The following is a 21,135-nucleotide window of genomic DNA, read 5'->3' on the forward strand; positions in this document are numbered from 1 at the left end:
AGACTTAAGGCTCGAATTAATTACCGGCTATCTGGCCGCTATTTTGATTTTTTTAGCGAGCACTGGGGGCTCGCCCCTCAAGCTGCGCATGGAATAGTGATAATTCCTTCAACGCGCGGCGATAAACATCACGCTTGAATGAAACAACTTTCCCTAATGGATACCAGTAACTTACCCAGCGCCAATCATCAAACTCAGCTCGACCACCATTATCCAGGCTGACTTTATTGTCATCACTCAACAAACGGAGCAGGAACCACTTTTGTTTCTGTCCCACACACAATGGCAGGGAGTTATGCCTGACCAAACGATGCGGCAATCGGTAGCGCAGCCAGCCGCGCGTGCAAGCGAGGATCTGAACATCTTGTTGACGCAAGCCAATTTCCTCATGTAACTCTCTAAATAATGCCTGCTCGGGAGTTTCGTTGGCGTTGATGCCACCTTGAGGAAATTGCCACGCGTCCTGTCCGCCAACCCGGCGCGCCCACAACAGCTGTCCCTGGTCATTGGTTAATATGATGCCCACATTAGGGCGGAATCCGTCTGAATCTATCACAAGGAATTGTCCATAAATAAAGAGTTTGGCTGCAGGAAATGACAGAGGCATCGATAAATGCGGGCATATTCCTCAAAACAGCGTTTTCCGCACTATATCAGTCCTATTCAAAGCCGCAACCCTGAATCATGGATAAAACATTGAGCCTGTTTGTCGCGCCAGCTATCCTAGCGACCCTGCCGCTGCAGCAATCCGCTGCTCACCCGGCGTTTGCGACTTTTACCGAGAGGACTTATCGTGGCCCTGGCGATTTTTGATTTGGACAACACCCTGATAGCAGGCGACAGTGACCACAGCTGGGGAGTCTTCCTGGTGGAAAAACAATTAGTTGATGCCGAAGCTTATCGCCTTGCCAACGACAAGTTCTATGCAGATTACAAAGCAGGCACCCTGGATATTCGCGCCTACCTTCAGTTTTCCCTGGCACCGTTGGCTCGCCACTCACAGGAAGAGCTTCAGGCCTTGCACAACGAATTCATGGCCAAACATATCGAGCCATTGATGCAGGCCAAAGCAGAAGCCCTACTGCGAAAACATCGTGAGCAGGGTGACCATTTATTGATTATTACCGCCACCAATGGTTTTGTAACTCGCCCCATCGCCAAACGCCTGGGCGTAGCAGACATATTAGCCACTGACCCGGAACAAATTGATGGCCGCTTTACCGGCAACTTTGTGGGCACACCCTGCTTTCAGGCAGGTAAGATTACTTATTTGCAAGAGTGGCTCAAGTCGAACCAGCATTCCTTAACGGGATCCTACTTTTATAGTGACTCCATCAATGACTTACCGCTGCTGGAGCAAGTGGACAACCCGGTTGCGGTCGACCCGGATGAGCGATTAACCAACATCGCTCGTGAACGCAACTGGCCAATCCTGAGTCTGCGCGACTAATCTCACAAACTCGGGATGCCCTTGGTATTACGCAAGATACACCCGCGCAAATACCGCCTTGAGGTAATCAGTCTCAGGAATAGCCGGATGAACTGGATGATCCGGCCCCTGCCCCCCCTGACCAATAATTTGCACGTGACGATCCAAATGGCGACCTGCAGCACGTACAATTTCCAACAAAGTATCCTTGCCAAGATGCATCGAACAGGACGCTGAAACCAGCAATCCATCTCGCCCCAACAAACGCATCCCCAGCTCGTTAATATGGCGATAAGCCGCTTCGCCAGCCTTTTGATCCTTGCGTTTCTTGATAAAGGCCGGCGGATCTAAAACCACCACATCAAAACGCTCATCATTGGCAATGAGCTCTTTCAGCACGTCAATCGCCTTACCCTGAATCGCAGCAACGCGATCTTCAACACCATTTAACTGGGCATTTTCCAATACCGCGTCGGTCGCCGCTTCAGAGGCATCAACACAATACACCTCACTTGCACCAGCAACTGCTGCTTGAATTCCCCAGCCGCCAATATATGAAAACACATCCAGCACGCGTTTACCCTGCACATACTGCTGCAACTGGGCGCGGTTAACACGGTGATCATAAAACCAACCGGTCTTTTGGCCGCCTTGAACCGGCGCCAGAAAACGGGTGTTGTTTTCGATCAACTCAACTTTTTCCGGAACCTCACCGTAGGCGACGTGTGTATACTCGGGGAGGTTTTCCAGCTCCCGCGCGCTGTGCTCATTGCTGAGTAAAACGCCAGAAGGTTCCAAAACCTGTACCAAAGCAGCAACAATGTCCTCTTTTACCGCTTCCATTCCCGCACCAGCAATTTGCACCACCAAATAATCACCAAAGCGATCCACCACCAACCCCGGCAGTAAATCCGCATCACCGTAAATCAGGCGATAGAAGGGCTCATCGAACGCAAGTTCACGCAATGACAACGCCTGTTTGATACGATGCACCAGAAGCGATTTATTAAGCGGGTACTTTTCATCGCGACTAACGAGGCGCCCGCAAATCAAGCCTGTGGGATTTATAAGGGCAATGCCTAGCGGCTTGCCGTTATGAGCCGTAACCAGCGCCTGCTGCCCCATCTCAAAAGATTTGAGTGGCGACTTTTCCACCTCCACTTCATTGCTGTAAATCCATAAATGGCCCAGCTTTAAACGCCGATCCGCTTGGGGCTTGAGAACAAGAACAGGAAGACTCATGAAAAAACACTCAATAAGAAAAAAGTGCACGAATTATAAGGCTTGCGCGACCAGTAGACAGAAATAAAAGTAGCGTAAGATCAAAATGCGCCAAAAGAAGGAGCCTTGCGCCAGTTAAAATGCCAAGAATTACACAAATATCAGGAGTTTTGCGCAGCAGCGCGCGTTTTTTGAACGCACAGGACTTTATCATTGAAGGGATATGAGCTAACGTTAGCCTTGGTCACAAGTGTCAATAAGCTCAAGAGCTTAGCAACGTTTCTTTATGCCATTTATATCATTGAATTCAATACCAGCCGCCGGGGCTAACATCATCAACGGTCGGTAACCCAGGAAGACGCCATGCATACCCTAAAAACAACGAAGATCGTCAGTGCAGTATTTATAAGCCTTGTGCTATCCGCCTGCGGTGGCGGCGCAAGCTCCCCGCTGGACCCCAAGGGCAGTTCCAGCAGCCTAAGTTCCGGCGCTGTGGATACCACCTCCCCCAAGGCCATCGGATATGGTTTTGATAGCAGCTTTACTAAAGGGCAGATAGGGGTAAGCATCGGTGATGCAGCGCTGTCTCCCGGAGGATCGACCAACTTAACAGTCAATATCGTTAGCTCCACGAACACCTTGGCAGCTACCCCGGTGCAAATTACGTTTAACTCCCCTTGCATTGCCTCCGGTGAGGCCAAACTTACCGTAGGAACAACCACGACCAACGTTGTCACGTCCTCTTTTGGTGAAGCAACCATTAAGTACACTGCAAACGGTTGCTCAGGTGCCGATCAGGTTACTGCGACTGCAGTTATCGACAACAAGCAAGAAGTTGCGCGCACGACACTGAACATCTCCCCCGACACGATCCTGGCGATAACCCCGATTGATCCGGTGGTAGATCAAATTAGCCTTAAGGGTACTGGGGGGCAGGAAACTGCAGTCATAAGCTTTACAGTAACCGGAATCACCGGGGCACCAATTAAAAACGTTTTGGTAGATTTTAGCCTGAGCGCCCAAGGCGGCGGCGCCAGCTTGGGCGGTCTGGCATTGGTTAACTCTGAAGCCTTGAGCGATAAAAACGGTATGGTCTCAACCACCGTACAAGCAGGAAACGTTGCAACTTCCGTTGTGGTAACAGCAAAAACAAGATCAGGCAATATTGCGACACAATCTAAAAAGCTAATTGTGTCTACGGGCATTCCAGATCAAGATAGTTTTACCCTAGGCGCGAACGATCACTACCCCATGGCGTGGAATCACAATGACATCCAATCGACATTTACTGTGCAATTGGCCGATGCCTTTAACAACCCGGTTAGTGATGGCACCGCCATCTCTTTTACGACCGAAGGCGGGGCGATTGATGATGCCTGTACAACACTGAAAGGCAAGTGCTCGGTGGTATGGCGCAGCCAAAATCCAAGACCGATTCGCAACAGTTCTAACAACTCTGTTGATCGGTTGCTTTGCGTAAATGCTGGCGGCTTAACTTTTGTAGCTGATTACGCGAACTGCACTAAAGAAAGGGCAGGAAGAGTGACGGTATTGGCCCACGCAATTGGCAATGAAAGCTTTATCGATGCCAACGGTAATGGCCTGTACGATTTTGGTGCTGACGTTTTCAAAACTCACGAAGACTACCCCAGCGGCAATATCGAATGTGATAAAAATGCCCCGTTGGCGTCATCTCAAAAATTATCTAACTCTCCTCAGCTACCCTGTGATGATCTGGTAGAGGCCTACCTAGATCGAGACGAAAGCGGCACTCATGATAACGATGAGCCGTTTGTTGATGCGAATCTGGATGTAAATTACTCATACGAAAATGGAATCTATAACGGCATCCTGTGTCGCGATGGTGACGCCAAATGTACAAAAGAAAAGGTCACTATTCGTCAAGAATCAATTTTAATTATGGTGAGCGATGGCATGCTGATGGGAACAAGTGGTTTCCCATATCTTGCAAATACAGTCTCTTTGGACGCGCGCCCCAACAGCACTTCATCTTCGTCGAGCGCTAGCAGCTCCGTCGCTGGCACCTATACTGCAACCGCTTTCTTCTGGGTGGCGGACCAAAATGGCAATGGTGCACCAGGAAAAACTACGCTGAAACTGGACACGTCATCGCTGAAGAATGCAACGGCAAAACTAACAACAGAAGGGCCACTCGCCAATTCCCAAGACCCGACTTACGTCGAGGTTCGCTTTTTTTCCGATGATTCAGGAAATAAACCAACCGGATTTGTTCAAGTACTAGTTACCTTTCCAACTCCGACTGGAGACATAACATATTCCGACTTCATCAATGTTAATTAATGAAGCCAAAAGCAAAACATGAGGGCGCGCAAGCGCCCTTTTTTATTTCCCGTTACTGTGCGCACACCAAATAGCACAAACCTGAATCTGATTTGCGAGGCAGAGATTTCTCGTGACGAGCGAATAGATAGCGAAATGTCGCACACGCATGAATCACCTGCGCAAGTACCCTCAAGGCAAATGTTTCCTGTAACGCAAAAAACAAAAAGCCAGCTTTGCTAGAGCTGGCTTAAACAAAAACTGTCTACTTATATCAGGAAGAGCCATTATCAATTTTCGGCTGCAAATTAATTTACTCACCCCGATTACTTCAAATTAACTATAGAGCCTTTTCCGGCCCCAAAGGCTTCATCATTAGAATTAACTTTGGCAATAACGTCAACGAACCTACAATCGCCATAAACATCGCGAATGCCGTTAACACGCCAAAATAAATCGACGGAATAAATTGCGAAAGCATCAGGATAGAGAAACCCACCACAATGGTAACGGAGGTGTAATACATAGCACGGCCGATCGACGCGTGCGAGCGATGCATAGCTTCGACGTAACTACCGGTGTGTTCAAATTCAACGCGGAAGCGATAAAAGTATTGGATTGCCTGGTCCACACCAACGCCCACTACTATTGCCGCAATAGTTGTAGTCATCATATCCAGCGGAATACCTACCAAGCCCATCGCACCTAACACTGTGCTAGCCGCGAGCATGTTCGGCAAAATCGCGATGATGGCAATCTTGATCGAACGAAAGAGTGCCACCATCATTAACATAATGGCAAAAAAGACCACGCCGATAGTAGCGATTTGTGAATGGAATAAACTCGCCAGCATATTGTTATACAACACCAACATGCCGGTGAAATGCACTTGATCCTGTTTAAAACCGCCATCCGTTTCCGCGTATTGACGAATACGCGCTACTAATTCAGCACGCTTTAAATTGGGCGTAGTTTCGATAATACGCATGGTAACGCGAGTCTGTTGCAGCTCATCAATCAAATAGGGTTTGATCAGGAAGTTTTTAATGTCGTCAGAGAGCATGTTGCGCAACACATTTAGCTCAAAATCGTTCAACTTTCCCTTATTAATATCGTGCGCCAATTGATAGACAGTAGCGAGCGACTGCACCTTACCTATTTCAGGCTGAGCTTCAAGAAATTCATGCAACTGTTTTATTTGATCCAGGCCCGCGACACTAAACCAATAGCTCTGAGCACTGGGCGCAGCCGTTGAATCATCTGCAAACGCGTCTTCATCCATTTCCGCAAAAGGGTCTTCTTCATCAGTTGCGGCTGCTTCAGGGGCAGGAGCCTCGGCAAACGGATCCTCCGCATCCAGCACTTCATCACCAGTGGCTTCTGGCGCTGCAGCGGGTGATTCTGATTCAACCACTTCCAGAGTATTTTTTTCGGCATCCAGAACAATATCCAGCGTAACTGTACCGCCCAATTGGCGATCAATAACACTCAACCCCTGATGAATTTCACTATCCTCTTTAAAGTAATCAACAAAGCGGTTTTCCACCTGCAGCTTACTAATGCCCCAGGCACTAATGAGCGCCGCCAGAAGACTTACCAGCAAAATTTTACCGCCGTGGAATTCAGCGAGCTTGGAAAACTTCACCGTGAGCGCCGCAGAATTGTCGCCACGATCTTTTGGCTGACCTTTGGGCAGAATCATCAACCCTGCGGGTAAAATCACAAATACCAGAATAAAACCAACACACAAACCTATGGTCATCATCCAGCCAAAATCGATCACCGGGCGAATACCGCTCATTACCAATGACATAAACGCAACAATGGTCGTTAACGCCGAATACAAACAGGGCACCACCATGTCGCGCACGGTTTGCATCACCAAATCTTCCTGCTCGGCATCCGGGTCTGCCGCGTGAATTTCGCGATAACGCACGACAACATAAATGGCAAATGCAAATACCATAATTAGCAGCAAAGCAACAAAGTTGGATGAGATTACTGTCATGCGCCAATCAATCCAGCTCAACCAGCCGAGCATCATAACCACTGACATCAAGCAAGTAGTTAAGGGCAAAACCACGAAACGCCATTGGCGAAATAAAAACGCCAACATAAAAATCATAAAGGCGATAAGAGCACCACCAAACACCACCAGATCACTTTTAATGTAAGCGATCATATCAGTGGTAATCATGCTCACACCGCCCAGGAAAATTTGCGCGCGGTCTCTATATTTGGCCGCAATGCCACGCACAATTTCTACTCGCGCGGCATCTTGGGCAGCGCTGGCCGTACGATAGGCAAGAAACTCTGCCGACACCTGCTCCAGCTCATGTTGCTCCTGTACAGACAGCCCTTGCGTATCGCGCTTCAACCGCAATGCATCGCGCGTCCGCGCCATTTCAATGTATTGATTATTAACTTTTAAATTCAGCAGCAACGCCGTGGTAGTTCCATCTTTGCTGAGCAAGGTATCGCGATAAATTGGGCTATTTAAAAATTCGTCTTTTGCCATAGCACGATCGACATCCGGCGTAAGCAAGGTGCGCGTCGATTCTTTTTGCTCCGCAAGCGGACGCATGGGGCTGTACAGCAGGGGCACATCTATCATGGAGTAAACACTGGCTACCCCCTCGACCTTGGCCAGGTCATCACGCAATTGCTTGAGCGTGTTAATCGACTCATCCGAAAACATTTCGGCTTTAGGGCTGTAAGTGAGCACCAAAAAATCGCCACTTTGATAACGCTTGGAAATTTCACGAAAATAATCAATTGAAGTGTCATGCTCCAACGTCAACGAATCGGCCGAAGCATCCAGCTTGAAATTGGTCATTCCAAAAGCAGCCACCAGAGTCAGTACAACCATTGCGGTTAGTACATGATAAGGAAGACGAATAACCAGTGTGCGATAGATTTGGGAGATAGAGCGAAGCAGCGAAGAGGGTGAGGACATTCCAAAAATCCAGTTGGGAGCGGATTCAATCAGGCGCCAAATAACCAACCTGACAAAACCAACTATGAAACAAGACCGCCTAAAGCCGGCCAAAGTGCGCACCATTATGCCAGCCAGCGCCCCTGAAAACAGTAAAAAGCCCATTAACTGAGCGCATTCGCAACGATTTGTTACAAAGATCAGTCACCTTTTTTATGGCCGTCACTATGCCCCAACGACCGGTCCGGACAGAGCAAATCGCGCACCCGCTGCTTAAGCTCCTTGGCTTCTGGAAAGCCTCCATCGGCAACCCGGTCCCAGATCAGCTGGTCATTAAGCCACACATGGAAAATTCCGCCCGTACCCGGATGCAAAGCCACCTCGTCCAGCTCACCATCAAAAGTACTTAACAATTCCTGCGCAAGCCAGGCGGAGCGCAGCATCCAGCGGCACATATTACAGTAGTGAATTACCACTTTATTGGTCGCCGACGGTGGCGCAGTAAAACTAATATCAGTCATAAGATTGCCCTTTAGGGATTGAGTACATAGAATTCGGCATAAGGTCATTCCAAACCACAGGATTTACGCCCAAAGGCGACCAGTTCAAGGTAGATAGCCACATAAAAGTTGAATTAGACGCCAAAATACGGAATCTGCCATGCTCAAACTTCACTTTAAGGACAATCGCCGCCCGCCTTTGTGGGTGGTTGAAAAGCTTTTTGCAATAGGCAACGCATCCGACAATCATTTGATACTTAACGAAGACGGCATAGACCCGCACCACGCCAAAATTATTCAAGAAGACAATCGCTACCTACTAAAAGACAACAACAGCAGTTCCGGTTGTTTCATTAACGGTCAGCGCATTACCCAAAAGGAAATTCTCCCCGGCGATATTATCAAACTTGGCCAGGCAGAAATGATTGTACTGGATCCCCGCAGCCTGCCAGATAAAGGTAAAGAAACCTATACCGCCCCCTGGCGTCTGGTGTCCGACTCAAGCTGGCTAGCCGGCAAACACTTTATTGTCCCCGCCGAGCGCAGCACTGTCATCGGCCGCGGCAACCAGTGCGATATCGTAATTCCCGGCACTCACCTGTCGCGCCGCCACGTAGAAATTACCATCGAGGGCAATCATTTACGCATTAAAGATCTGGGCTCCGCCAACGGTACCTACCTGAACGAACTGCGTGTCGACAATGCCACTGCGAACAATGGTGATCGCCTGCGCCTTGACGTCTACAGCTTCCGCATAGTCGCGCCCGATCTGGAAGACAGTAAAACCCGCATTCGCAAACCGATTGATGAACTGGCCAAACCAGTAGAACGCAAACAACTCAGCAACGAACCCAAGCGCTGGAAAACCAGACCCACGTCCCCTGGCAATCGCATAGAGCCCATCTATCACAGCGGCCGCCGCAATGCGTGGCTGGCACTGACTGCCGCGGCCTTGGTGGGCTGCGCTATCCTCGTGTTTGTCTTGTGGTAGAATCCGCGACCTACTTTCTACGCTCTTGCGCTCAATCGTTTTTTATTGATTAACGCCATAACTTTCAACCAATACACCTCAGGAATACACCATGAGTTTTGAACTTGTTCCAGCCGGCAAAAGCCTGCCAGATGATTTTTACGTTGTGATTGAAATCCCGATGAACAGCGGTATCAAGTATGAGATCGACAAAGACAGCAACAGCCTGTTTGTGGATCGCTTGGTGAGCACCGCCATGTACTACCCCTGCAACTACGGTTACATCCCTCAAACCCTGTGTGGCGATGGCGATGCTGCAGACGTACTGGTTGTTTTCCCTCAACCGGTTCAAGCAGGCTCTGTGATTCGCTGCCGCCCACTGGGTGTGCTGAAGATGACTGACGAAGCCGGTGAAGATGCGAAAATCGTTGCGGTGCCGCACGACAAGCTGACCACCATTTACAGCAACGTAAAAACCCTGAGCGACCTACCCGAAGTGACTGTGAAGCAAATCGAACACTTTTTCGAGCACTACAAAGATCTGGAAAAAGGCAAGTGGGTAAAAGTTGCCGGCTGGGGTGATGTAGAGGAAGCGCGCGCTGAAATCCTGAAAGCGGCTGAAACCTACAAAAGCAACAAATAATTCCGGCGCTCAGCGCCAGCAGTAAAAAGTTACACCTAAAAAACAAATAGATAGCACCAAACAAGGTAGCATCGACCGCTTGATCCGGTGAGAGAGATCAAATCCGGGGGCTTTTGCCCCCGGATTTACCAAGCAGTTAAAAAACCCTAGTGCACGGACAGGCAATAGAACAAAACCAGCAACCAATTAATAACAATCGCTGCATAAAAACTACAAACACGAGGTTTTGAGACCATGCAAGATTCCACTGCGGGGGCCGTCACCGGTACACCCCACAAGCTTTCGATTGGCGAGAAAATCGGCTACTCCCTTGGGGATGCCGCCGCAAACTTTGTCTGGCGAAGCGGATTTTTTATCCCGGTGTTTTACACCGACACCTTTGGTATAGCCGCAGCCCATGCGACCATTTTGATTTTGATTGTGCGCCTGTCGGACGGTATTACCGACATCATGATGGGGTCGATCGCCGACCGCACCAAAACCAAACAGGGTAAATTCCGCCCCTGGATTCTCTGGTCCACGCCCTTTCTCGCGCTATTCCTATCGCTGATTTTTACCACGCCCGATTTGAGCTATACCGGTAAAGTCATCTACGCATTCGTTATTTATTTCTGCCTGACGCTCGCCTACACCGCCAACAACGTGCCCTATGGCGCTCTCATGGGGGTAATGACCGATAGCGTCACCGAACGCGCGAGCTTATCGAGCTTCCGCTTTATCGGCGCCTTTACCGGGGGCTTATTGGTAATGACCAGCCTGCCCGAACTAGTCGAAGTTTTGGGTAAAGGTAGCGAAGCGGTAGGCTATCAGCGCACCATGTTGATCTTTTCGGTATTGCTGATTGTGTTCCTCTTCATCACCTACAAAACCACTAAAGAGCGTATTGAACCGCCCACCCAGATTCAAGGCACCTTCTGGGAAGAAATGAAGGACCTCTTCTGCAACCTGCCAGTAATTTTGATTCCTGTGTTCGGCATAAGCTTATTTATTATCGCGCTGGCCATGAAAGAGTGGTCGGCCACTGTGAAAGTTGGCGCACTGCTATTGATGCTGGCTTCTTTTGCTTACACAGTTCATTTGCGCAAAAAAATTATTACTCGCCCAATCGACTCTCTGAGCCCAACGCAAAAAGATTTGGCCGACCTGCTAACTAACAAGCCTTGGCTGATTCTGCTGGGTGTGGGTATTATGTTTGGTCTCTTCACCGTAGTTCGCCCCAGCGCAGCGAGTTACTATTTCAAATATTATCTGGAGCGCTCAGATTTAATCAGCCTGTATTTCCTGCTCACCCTGCTAGCATCCTTGGCAGCGGCAGTAGCGACTGGCTGGCTCTCTAGCCGCTTTAACAAGCGCACACTGATGATCGCCGCCTTTGTGTTGGGTGCAATTTTCAATGGGGCGATTTACTTTGTCCCACGCGAAAACGTCAACGCCATGCTGGCTCTAGCCACTATCGGTGAGTTTTTTGCGGGTATGATGCCGGTGCTCTTCTTCAGTATGCTAGGTGATACCGTGGATTATTCCGAATGGAAAAACCATCGCCGTGCCACAGGCCTGATCTATTCTGCGGGAACCTTCATTAACAAAACCGGCCACGGCTTCGCCGGCGCCATGGTGCTGATCGTACTGGCACTCTACGGCTATGACGCAACTATCCAAAGTGCCGTCACCGCCTCGCTGCCAGCGATGGTTTTATTGATGACCGGTATTCCTGTGATCATCGGAATTCTCGGTACCATTTTTACGCTCTGGTACCCGCTCGATGATAAAACCATGAAAAATATTGAAAGTGAATTAATTGCCCGCCGCGTAAAAAATAACGCGCAGTAATAAAAAATCCCCGCTTCGGCGGAGATTTTTTTCTCAGGCTGATGCCTGCTTATCGAAATCACCAGAGTAGCGCTGAATCCACTCCATCGCCGCTTCCTCACTCGTCAATTGCCGCCCCTTGAGCGCCAAGCGCTGACGATAGTCTTCGATCTGACAGACCTGCTCCACCATCCGTGTACGGAAGTATTCGTCATCACTCGTAAATCGCACCCCAACTTCATATTCCTTAACACCGTGCTCACGCCGCCAGACAATAACTCCGCTGCCATGATAATCCGGCTTAATCACGGGAATCTCAAACTCCACAACGGTCCCGACCTTCACAGGCTTGTCAGTCAAAAAACACAAACCGCCGGCGCTCAAGTTACGCACACGCACACGCGCCCCGTCATCACCCCCGGCACAGACCTGAATCGGAATTGATGTGGGATGACGAATATAGCTACGCATAAATTCACGCTCTCATAACCACCCAAGGTTATAAAAAGTGTAATTCAGCAAAAAGCGGCAATTGGATTAGATTGTCATGAAAAGAATTGGCACTTAGAACCAAAATCACTGACGTTCGCGATAGGCAATCCTGCACAGCGAAAGCACAAAACACCTGGATTAGATATTCAAAATCCAAGAGAGGCGAAAAAATAAAAAACCCGAAGCTCTTGCGAACTTCGGGTTTTGTATATGGTGCCCAGACCCGGAATCGAACCAGGGACACGAGGATTTTCAATCCACTGCTCTACCGACTGAGCTATCTGGGCGTGTCGTCGCAGCTGGGCTGCGAGAGGCGCGTATTAAACCCGCTCAGGCGGGGCGAGTCAATAGCGTTTTTTAAAAAAAATTCCCGTTTTATCAAAGGGTAACTGAAATATGTGCAAGTTGATTACTTGTTGTCCGAAGTCGATGGCGGCACATAGCCTTCGGCCTGATCGTAAGTATCACCTGCGAGGAATTTGGTCATCTGTTCGGTGAGATATACCTTGGTACCCATATCCATAACGCTGAGGCGCTTTTCGTTGATCAGCATGGTTTGGTGGGCCATCCACTCCTGCCAGGCCTTTTTGGAAACATTATTGAAAATATCGACACCTTTAGCGCCCGGGTAAGGCGGTACATCCAGCCCTTCGAGTTCCTGTTTGTATTTGCTGCAAAACACCATTCTGGCCATCGAGTAACTCGCTTAATTAAAAAACAATAATTTGCCTTTCAGGATTTTCGCCTGAGTTTGGCGATTGGCTTGATAGACGCACGGGGATCCAATTGCGCCAGCTTTTCCAGCAATTTCTTAACCGGCGCCGCTAGCCCCAAGGCATCGGGTTGATGTGGATTGTACCAGTGTGTAGCGGCTTCACCGATAGTTTGCGGGGATTTCGCCAACTGGATCAGTACCGGCGTGATATCAAGGTGGTAGTGGCTAAAGGTGTGACGATAGCTATCCCAGACTTCATGCTCGACAACCTCGCCAAAATGATCACTGACATAGTCGTCGGCAGCCACATCCATCGCCAGCTCGGGAAAGCTCCAGAGACCGCCCCAAATTCCTTGCGCAGGACGCTGCTGCAGAAGCAAGTCACCGGCGGAATTGCGCAGCATCAGTAATTGTACCGATTTTTCCGGCAGCGCTTTTTTGGGCTTCTTGCCCGGATATTCCTGCGGATTACCTTGTGCATAGGCAATGCAACCTTCACGTAATGGGCAAATTTCGCATTTCGGTTTGCTGCGCGTACACAGCGTTGCGCCCATATCCATCATTGCCTGGGTGTAGTGGTTGGCGCGGCTTTTGGGTGTGTATTGCTCAGCAAGTTCCCAAAGGCGATTCACTACATCAGTTTGCCCTGGCCAGCCTTCCACCGCGTGATAGCGAGCGAGAACTCGCTTGACGTTGCCATCCAGAATCGCAGCGCGCTGATGATAGGCGATACTCGCAATGGCCCCTGCAGTCGACCGGCCAATCCCTGGCAACTCCGCCAATTCTTCAACTGTTACAGGAAACTCCCCGCCGTGGTTTTTCACTACTATTTGCGCACATTTGTGCAGGTTGCGCGCCCGTGCGTAATAACCCAAACCCGTCCACAAATGCAGCACTTCATCAATCGGTGCAGCGGCCAAGGCTTTCACGGTAGGAAAGCGCGCGGTAAATCGCTCGAAATAAGGAATGACCGTTGCAACCTGAGTTTGCTGCAACATAATTTCTGACAACCAGACACGATAGGCGTTGATGTCCTGCTGCCAGGGTAAATGCTTACGCCCGTGTTTATCGAACCATTTCAACACGCGCGCGGAAAATGATGGGGTACTCATAACGAAGAAAATATCTGAGTTTAAGATGGGCGCGAATTCTAGCGATAAATTTTCACCCTGCCCATTAGGGTGCTACCGAAGATTCACTTAATGCCGCTGGCTCGCTAACAGCAGAAGACACCGCCGCTGACGTGGCGCTCACAGATGACACTGCACCTTTATTGAGTTTTTTCTGTAACTTTTCAAGCAATTGATTTTTCTTTGCTTCCACCTTTTCTTTTAACTCTAGTTTTTTCGCGTCAAGTTTCGCACCGTGTTTTTCCTTGAGTTTATATACAGCGTAATCCTTGGTTAACTCCACCAGCAATGCTTTATCCGGACGGCAATCGCTGAGCGGATTAATGTCCGCCAAACTACCTTTGCAACGCAATAATTCCAGCCCGCGCTCCACCCAGTAATAACTGCCGACACTGCAACCATTTACACTGGTGGCTACCGCGACCTGTTCGGCGGTCACTGTATCGGTTTTATCTTTTAATAATTTGAACGGTAACAAAACATCGTACTGATCATTGGCCAGATTAATTTTACCCGTTGAACTCAATTGCAATTTTTCTACGCCGGCTTTGAAGGTATCGATAGTAATAATTTGATCGCGCCATTTAACACTACCCGACAACTCATTCATTTCGGTGTACTCATTCCATGCCTGCACCGGGTCATCCACCTGATTAACCAGATTCACCATTTTACAAAATTGCTGTTCAAGATTAATCGGCGATGCACGCACCTGGGCGCCAGAAAAATTAGCATTCGCGCGCAACGCTTTAATTAGCGCGGAAGTAGAATTACCCTGGCTACCACCCAGTGCGCGCGCTTGTATCGCGCCCTGTAAACCGAACTTTGAATCCACTTTCATATCTTTCAGCAGCGGTGCTAACTCCAGCCCTTCCACACCAGCATCGAATTGCAATTGCGCGAGTTGTCCGCGCGCATCCAATTGGCTTTTAGCGCTAATCTTGCCGGAGTATGCGAGCGCATTAACATTGCTTTCCAGCATGCCGTTTTTGGCGAGCAATTTAATTTCCAAATTCTGCAAGTCCAATTGATTCACAATCAATTTCTGCAATGCCAGTTTTACATTGAGATTGAGTGTACGCAGTGATTCCAATGGAAAGGGCGTATCTGTTGCCGGCGCTGCTGTTACTTCCTTAGTTTCACGGCGCGGAGACAAGTAATCATCCAAATTCAGCTCCTCACCGATCAGCGAAGCCTTGATTGACGGCGTAGCAAAATGCGTGACCGATGCCGTGCCTTTCAACGCTGTGTCATCGACCAATAATTCCAGGTTATCCAGTTTTAGCTTATCGCTATCACCCGTGAAATTGGTGGACAGGGCCAGCTTGGTCAACGCCGCCCCGCCGGCAGTTTCCAGGTGGACGCCCAACGCTGCCAGCAGCTGGCGCACGTTGGTCTCCTTAAGCGTGAGCTGCCCCTGATAAGTAGGTCCTTGTTGCAATTCTTTGATGGTGGCGGCGTAAGTGAGCGCAACACTGGCTTTGTCGCTGGTACTCAGGTTCAGCTGTAATCGCCCATCACTGAGCGCGAGATTATTCAGTGCCTTGTCGACGCTCAATTGCGCTTTGAGTTGCCCGATAAGCGCCAGCTTCTCGCCACTTGATTGCGTTTCATCCAGTGAAAAACCTGCTTCCAACGCAAAGGGTTCATTGCGGGTATTTACTCCTGCCAAGGTCAGATTAAGGTCGCGCAGACTCAGTGATTGCCCGCGTTGGGCGTCCTGATAATCCACCCTCGTATTGGCCAGCGAAAGCTGCTGTATATCAAGCTTTAATTCGGACTCAGCGGAAGGTTCAGCCGCCGGCGTTTTAACTGCTGAATTTGCGATGTGGTTCCCGCTGGTAAAGGCTTCCCAGTTGCCCTTGCCGGTTTGATCACGTATTAGCTTGAGCTGCAAGCCATCCAACACAATATGGTCAACCTGAAAATCCCCACTTAATAGCGGCATTAGTTTGAGTAGCAAACTCGCCTGTTGTAGCTCGGCAATTGGCGCCGTGGGATTATCCAGCGCGGCAAGGCTTACCTGGTTTACATCCACCCCCAAACTCGGCCAGAGGGCCCAGCCCAGATCCCCCCCGATGTGCAGAGCAACCCCCTGGTCTTTCGCGAGGGCTTCGATGCGCGGCTTGAACCGGTTGGCGTCTACCAGAAAGACCAATGCCAGCATCGCCATCAGGATCAATCCCAGGATCACCGCCAGACTTTTAAATAGCATCTTCATGAACAACATCCTCTGTGCAGCATTCGCTTATTAGAGGCGAGTCTAGGGCCAAAGTGCCCCAGCAGCCAGCCAAAACCCGACAGGGATCACAAAACCCAGGCAGTAAATCTCAAGGCGTTCGGGTTTGCCGGGTACCACTTTTACTCGAACGCGGCACACACACTGCCACTTTGGGCCAATGCCGCAAATGGGGTGCGCGCCTTACGCCAAAGGCCAATGCTGGTGACGCTGCTGGGCTACCCTGCCGGCCACTTCTGAAATAACCACCACATAATTGATAATACGGTGCCCCCTATGAACAACCCCCTGTCCCGCTGGCTAAAGGCCAGCATGATTGCACTTAGCCTGCTAAGCATCGCCCACACGCCCGCCCAGGCGAACGGAACCCCTGCGGGAGACCGCGTATTAATGGGCGCCTTTGTTGATCGCGACTGGACCGAAGCCAATCCCTGCGGCGACAAGATCACCGCTGATTGGGAATGGGCGGATAACAAACAGTGGTACGGCAATGCCGCGCCCTACTTCGGCAAGATTTTCCCCGAAGTCTTTCGCCCGGATGGCAGCAAAAACTGGTACCACCTCTGGAAAGACGAAATCAGCAAGATCAAAGCCCAGGGCCGTGTGCCCTACATCAACCTGGAATTCCATGGCGAGCTGGCGCGCCACGACAACAGCAAATGCTGGTGGCGTTGGGATGCAAGTAACCAGCGGGTTGATCGCAACATCATCAAGGAAATTCTGGACGGCAAACACAACGACATCATCGACAATATCGCCCATGGGCTGAAAGGCGAAAAGGTGCCGGTGTTAATTGACCTGTTCCACGAAGCCAATGCGCCCTGGTACGACTGGGGGCCCTGTAAACACGGCGAAACCTGGGCGCGCTTTCGCAGCGCATACAAATACGTAGTAGATCGTTTCCGCGCGGTAGGTGCCACCAACGTGAAATTCGGCACCTCGGTATGGCCGGATTCCGTGTGCTGGACAGACGCAGGCCCCTGGGGTACAGGCGCCATTTTTGCGGACCTCTATGTGCCCGGCTACATGGACTGGGTGGGAGTTGATATTTACGGCGGCGAAGGCGAAGGTGGAAAATTCACGACGCAACTGAATAAGTGGTACAGCCAGTTGGCCGCAACTGGTCGCCCGATTGTGGTTGGTGAAATGGCGGTTACTCCGGGCGCCCACAAAGAACAATGGCTGAAGGATTTTGCCAGCGCGTTGACCAGCGGCGCCTACCCTATGTTGCGTGCCTTCAACTGGTTTGATATCGATAAGCCGGGTGAAGCTAACTGGCGTATTGACGCGGGCGGTACCGGTCCGCTATTCGATAGCTTAATGAAACACCCCAAGCTTATCGGCAGCTTCGGTACCTATGAACTGAAAAATAAAGCCAGCGGCAAATGCCTGGACGTCACCGGCGCCAGTACCGCCAACGGGGCAAAAATGCAGGTATACACCTGTAACGGCACCGATGCCCAGACCTTCACTTTATCCGACCTCACGGGTTACAAGATGGAACTTCGCGCACTCAACAGCGGCAAGTGTGTGGATGTAGCCGCAGCCGGCACGACAGACGGCACCCTTGTCCAGCAATGGGACTGCAACGCCACCAATGCCCAGGTCTGGACCATGAAGGTCATCACCTGGAACCCGCTGGAAGTCGAATTGGTTGCCGCCCACTCCAACAAATGCCTGGACGTAGACATGGGCATCGGCCCCAAAATACACCAGTGGTGGTGTACCGGCGGCAACGCGCAGCGTTTCGTCATGACCAAACGTTAATTCCCATCGCGAGGGCCCAATACTCTGCACGGAGTAGGCCCTCGCTTTTCCCAAAAATAAAATCATTTGAAGGAATACCACTATGTTGAAATCCATTTTTCGTTTGTCCGCATTGGGCATGATAATGCTCGGCGCCAATCTCCAGGCACAAACCGCCCACATTCAATCCCCCGCGGCTAGCGCTGAATACACCAAGTTCAAAACCCAAAATTACGGCGAGATACTGCTGGAAACGGGTACACGCTTGCGCTTTGAGGTAACACAGCGCGAAACGCGCGGTTCGGTAGAAATCGTTACAGCGCGATTACTGGACCCCTACTCAGCCACCGATACTAATTACCGCAATTTAATCGTCACTCTGTCTCCTGAAAAGGGCGAATTAGTAGCCTTCGCTGAAACCACCGAAGGTCACTTCGATTTCAACCCGGAGGGCGATGCAACGCGGCTATGGCGCAAATCAACGCCGCCTGCAACACTGGATGAGATTCTCCATACCAAAACCAGCCGTAACCTCAAATCGGCAAAAGCCGGCACTACTGTCGCTCCGCTGGTGGTGGGCGAGCAGGATGGCTCAGGGCGTTACGTGGTCGATGTATTTATTGGTTTTTCTACTTCTGCGGCCAATTCCCAATATGTCCGCAACAATCTGGAGGCCACAGCTCAGTCCTACATTCAACAAGTTAACACGGCATTGAAAAACAGTAAGGTTGATAACGTGTATTTGCGCTTGGTAGGTACAGGGACATCGCCGAATAACCCCGGCGTAGTGACCTCCGTATTGAGCGATGTTAAAACCTGGTTCGCGGCTGATATCGAGCGCACCGCGCCGGATCTGGTGGGCATGGTACAAATGCCTACTGACGCACCCGGTAGCGCAGGTGGCTGGGCCGGCGTGGGCGGCGACACTCACGTAATAGGTGCCCCCTGGCCCTTTGCTTATCGCCACGAGGTTGGCCACAACGTCGGGGGTGTCCACTGCCCTGACGGCAGTGGCTACCACTTCGGGCATACCCTTGGCGAGGGACGCGGCACGATCCAATGCGGTAACGATTTGGCCTACTACTCATCCCCCCTCATAAAAGATGAGCAAGGTAATGTGCTCGGCGATGCGCAAAACAGTGATATGGCGCGTAAGTGGCGCGAGCGCGCGGCAGAGATGTCGGCTAACCGGATCCACAAGGTCCCCTTCCCCGATACACCGGCCTCCAGCATCACCCTGCAAGCGGAGGATTACACAGGCTACTACGACACCACAGCAGGCAACACCGGCGGCCGCTATCGCCAGGATAATGTTGATATTCAGGCAACCACCGACACTGGCGGCGGCCATAACGTCGGCTGGATTGCCAGCGGGGAATGGCTCGCCTACAAAGTCAATATTCCATCCGCCGGGCGCTACCAGGTTTCCTACCGCGTCGCCAGTTTGAATACCCAGGGTCTGATCCAATTTGAAAAGCAGGGGGGAGTTCCGGTGTACGGCCAAATTCAGGTACCGGTTACGGGTGACTGGCAAAAGTGGACCACGATTAGCCATGAAGTCGATCTGCAAGCTGGTGAGCAATATGTCGCCCTGGCGATCAAAAGCGGCAATTTCAACCTGAACTGGATCAAGCTGGAAAAAGCAGCAACCAACCTCGGGACTTTCCGCCTGCAAAACGTCTGGCAAACCAGCCAGTTCATTAATATCGAAAACGGCGCCCCGGTCGCCTCCAACCTGTCTGCGGATGCTTTGAGTTCGCATTGGGTATTGGAGCCCGTCAGCGGCTCGGCGGTTGTTAGATTGGTAAATCGCTGGAAACCGGAACAGGTTCTGACCATTGCCAATGGCAATCTGGTTGCGGCTAGCGCCAGTAAAACGGACAACAACAGCCACTGGGAATTGGAAGGCGCGGGGAATGAGGAATATCGCTTGAAAAACCGCGCACAGCCAACCCAATATATCCACGTGGAATACGGCCGGTTACAGACAGGTACAATTCAACCGGGCTGGTGGAGTGCACGCTGGAAGTTCGTCCCCATTAATTAATACGACGGAGGGGCGCATGAAACGCCTTGCGGATTACTCCGCAAGGCGTAGTTTGCTGATATCAGGGATAACCGGTTTGACGCTTACTCTGAGCTGGCCGAGATCACTTCCCGCCGGCGCCAACCCAAAATCGCTATTGGCCACGGCGACAGGCACGACCACCGGCCGCTCCGCTGCACTTAACAAATCGCTGCCCGCATCTGCGATTCCCCAGTCTTCCAGTTCAATCTCTACCAGTGGCAATTCAAGCTTTTCATCGGCACCAATCAGATCCTCGCCGATTGCTGCCAATCCCAGATCAGGGGCAATAACAACTGCCTCCCGCTCATGACGCACTTCCGCAGTATCCACCAGATTTCCCTCCGCCGGGCGCAAGCTCAGGCCACTGGTATCCACAGCAACCGCTGCAGGCTTCGCAGGGCGCTCACTGGCAGGCAGCAAATCCGCCCCTACCGGGGCCAAAGTCCAGGCCGCATAGGCCGGAGCCACTCGTGCGATGGGCGCCATGGGTTGGCTACGAACAGGCACAGCAGGTTTACTGGGCGAATTGGCCGGGCTTTTATGGCTCGAGCAGACCTCAACCATCGCGCCCGCCTTCAACAGCACATCGCGGTACTTGTTCGCCGTAGCTTCATCCAAATTGCGTTTGAGCGGAACCGGACGACCGGTAAAGAGGGCGTCGATCTTGGCAGCATCGACCTTAAAGAGTTGTTGCAGCTTTACCTTCACCTCAGACAGTTGATGGCCAAAAACAATATCGCCGCGGAAGATAATATCGAAATCAGAATTGCTCATGACGTTAACCAAATCGGGCCAGATCCCTGACGAAAACAGTAATGAAAACTGTGATGTAGATCTGATAATAGCACCGCTTGGCAAAAAGTCAGGTTTTCGGTGCTATAAGCCGATCAAACGCAATAAGCAGTGCTCAGGATGTAACCATTCAATCTTTGGGTTT

General features: G+C 50.7%; 16 protein-coding genes and 1 tRNA gene. 7 read left to right on the forward strand and 10 right to left on the reverse strand.

Annotated elements, in window-relative coordinates:
- Positions 1-52 precede the first annotated feature (52 nt).
- Complete coding sequence (locus D0C16_RS14255) at positions 53-556, reverse strand: RNA pyrophosphohydrolase (protein WP_151032967.1); 504 nt, start codon at positions 554-556, stop codon at positions 53-55.
- A gap of 237 nt (positions 557-793) precedes the next feature.
- On the opposite strand from D0C16_RS14255, the gene D0C16_RS14260 reads away from it, so the two are divergent.
- Positions 794-1,450: an HAD family phosphatase gene (locus D0C16_RS14260; protein WP_151032968.1), complete on the forward strand. Its 657-nt coding sequence runs from the start codon at positions 794-796 to the stop codon at positions 1,448-1,450.
- 27 nt (positions 1,451-1,477) lie between these two features.
- Here D0C16_RS14260 and D0C16_RS14265 read toward each other — a convergent pair whose 3' ends face one another.
- The gene (locus tag D0C16_RS14265) at positions 1,478-2,671 is read right to left on the reverse strand and encodes a class I SAM-dependent rRNA methyltransferase (protein ID WP_151032969.1); all 1,194 of its coding nucleotides are present in this window, start codon (positions 2,669-2,671) and stop codon (positions 1,478-1,480) included.
- Positions 2,672-3,013: 342 nt separating this feature from the next.
- Between D0C16_RS14265 and D0C16_RS14270 the strand changes: the two genes are divergently transcribed.
- On the forward strand, positions 3,014-4,972 hold the full coding sequence (locus D0C16_RS14270) for a hypothetical protein (RefSeq protein ID WP_151032970.1): 1,959 nt from the start codon (positions 3,014-3,016) through the stop codon (positions 4,970-4,972).
- A 319-nt stretch (positions 4,973-5,291) separates the two neighbouring features.
- Here D0C16_RS14270 and D0C16_RS14275 read toward each other — a convergent pair whose 3' ends face one another.
- Together D0C16_RS14275 and D0C16_RS14280 are read right to left on the reverse strand one after the other, a co-directional pair.
- Positions 5,292-7,907: an RND family transporter gene (locus tag D0C16_RS14275; protein ID WP_151032971.1), complete on the reverse strand. Its 2,616-nt coding sequence runs from the start codon at positions 7,905-7,907 to the stop codon at positions 5,292-5,294.
- A gap of 179 nt (positions 7,908-8,086) precedes the next feature.
- Positions 8,087-8,407 (reverse strand): SelT/SelW/SelH family protein, encoded by a 321-nt coding sequence (locus D0C16_RS14280; RefSeq protein WP_151032972.1) that lies wholly within the window; start codon positions 8,405-8,407, stop codon positions 8,087-8,089.
- A gap of 139 nt (positions 8,408-8,546) precedes the next feature.
- Between D0C16_RS14280 and D0C16_RS14285 the strand changes: the two genes are divergently transcribed.
- The 3 genes from D0C16_RS14285 (at position 8,547) to D0C16_RS14295 (ending at position 11,829) form a co-directional block, all read left to right on the forward strand.
- Positions 8,547-9,377: an FHA domain-containing protein gene (locus tag D0C16_RS14285; RefSeq protein WP_151032973.1), complete on the forward strand. Its 831-nt coding sequence runs from the start codon at positions 8,547-8,549 to the stop codon at positions 9,375-9,377.
- Positions 9,378-9,468: 91 nt separating this feature from the next.
- Positions 9,469-9,999, forward strand: coding sequence for an inorganic diphosphatase (gene ppa, locus D0C16_RS14290; RefSeq protein WP_151032974.1), 531 nt, complete (start codon positions 9,469-9,471; stop codon positions 9,997-9,999).
- A gap of 234 nt (positions 10,000-10,233) precedes the next feature.
- On the forward strand, positions 10,234-11,829 hold the full coding sequence (locus D0C16_RS14295) for an MFS transporter (RefSeq protein WP_151032975.1): 1,596 nt from the start codon (positions 10,234-10,236) through the stop codon (positions 11,827-11,829).
- A gap of 33 nt (positions 11,830-11,862) precedes the next feature.
- Here D0C16_RS14295 and D0C16_RS14300 read toward each other — a convergent pair whose 3' ends face one another.
- The 5 genes from D0C16_RS14300 to D0C16_RS14320 form a co-directional block, all read right to left on the reverse strand.
- On the reverse strand, positions 11,863-12,279 hold the full coding sequence (locus D0C16_RS14300; protein WP_151032976.1) for a PilZ domain-containing protein: 417 nt from the start codon (positions 12,277-12,279) through the stop codon (positions 11,863-11,865).
- A 232-nt stretch (positions 12,280-12,511) separates the two neighbouring features.
- Positions 12,512-12,587: transfer RNA gene (locus D0C16_RS14305), tRNA-Phe, on the reverse strand.
- Between the two features lie 122 nt (positions 12,588-12,709).
- Positions 12,710-12,994, reverse strand: a complete 285-nt coding sequence (locus D0C16_RS14310) for an oxidative damage protection protein (RefSeq protein ID WP_151032977.1) — start codon at positions 12,992-12,994, stop codon at positions 12,710-12,712.
- 38 nt (positions 12,995-13,032) lie between these two features.
- On the reverse strand, positions 13,033-14,127 hold the full coding sequence (gene mutY, locus D0C16_RS14315; RefSeq protein ID WP_151032978.1) for an A/G-specific adenine glycosylase: 1,095 nt from the start codon (positions 14,125-14,127) through the stop codon (positions 13,033-13,035).
- Positions 14,128-14,191: 64 nt separating this feature from the next.
- Entirely contained in the window at positions 14,192-16,366 is a 2,175-nt protein-coding gene (locus D0C16_RS14320; RefSeq protein WP_151032979.1) for an AsmA family protein, read from the reverse strand.
- Positions 16,367-16,660: 294 nt separating this feature from the next.
- On the opposite strand from D0C16_RS14320, the gene D0C16_RS14325 reads away from it, so the two are divergent.
- Together D0C16_RS14325 and D0C16_RS24465 are read left to right on the forward strand one after the other, a co-directional pair.
- The gene (locus tag D0C16_RS14325) at positions 16,661-18,151 is read left to right on the forward strand and encodes an RICIN domain-containing protein (RefSeq protein ID WP_225319044.1); all 1,491 of its coding nucleotides are present in this window, start codon (positions 16,661-16,663) and stop codon (positions 18,149-18,151) included.
- A gap of 82 nt (positions 18,152-18,233) precedes the next feature.
- Positions 18,234-20,177, forward strand: coding sequence for a carbohydrate-binding protein (locus tag D0C16_RS24465; RefSeq protein WP_151032981.1), 1,944 nt, complete (start codon positions 18,234-18,236; stop codon positions 20,175-20,177).
- A gap of 33 nt (positions 20,178-20,210) precedes the next feature.
- On the opposite strand, the gene D0C16_RS14335 is transcribed toward D0C16_RS24465, so the two are convergent.
- On the reverse strand, positions 20,211-20,972 hold the full coding sequence (locus D0C16_RS14335; RefSeq protein WP_151032982.1) for a hypothetical protein: 762 nt from the start codon (positions 20,970-20,972) through the stop codon (positions 20,211-20,213).
- Positions 20,973-21,135: the final 163 nt, after the last annotated feature.

Source organism: Cellvibrio sp. KY-GH-1, from assembly GCF_008806975.1.
GTDB lineage: Bacteria > Pseudomonadota > Gammaproteobacteria > Pseudomonadales > Cellvibrionaceae > Cellvibrio.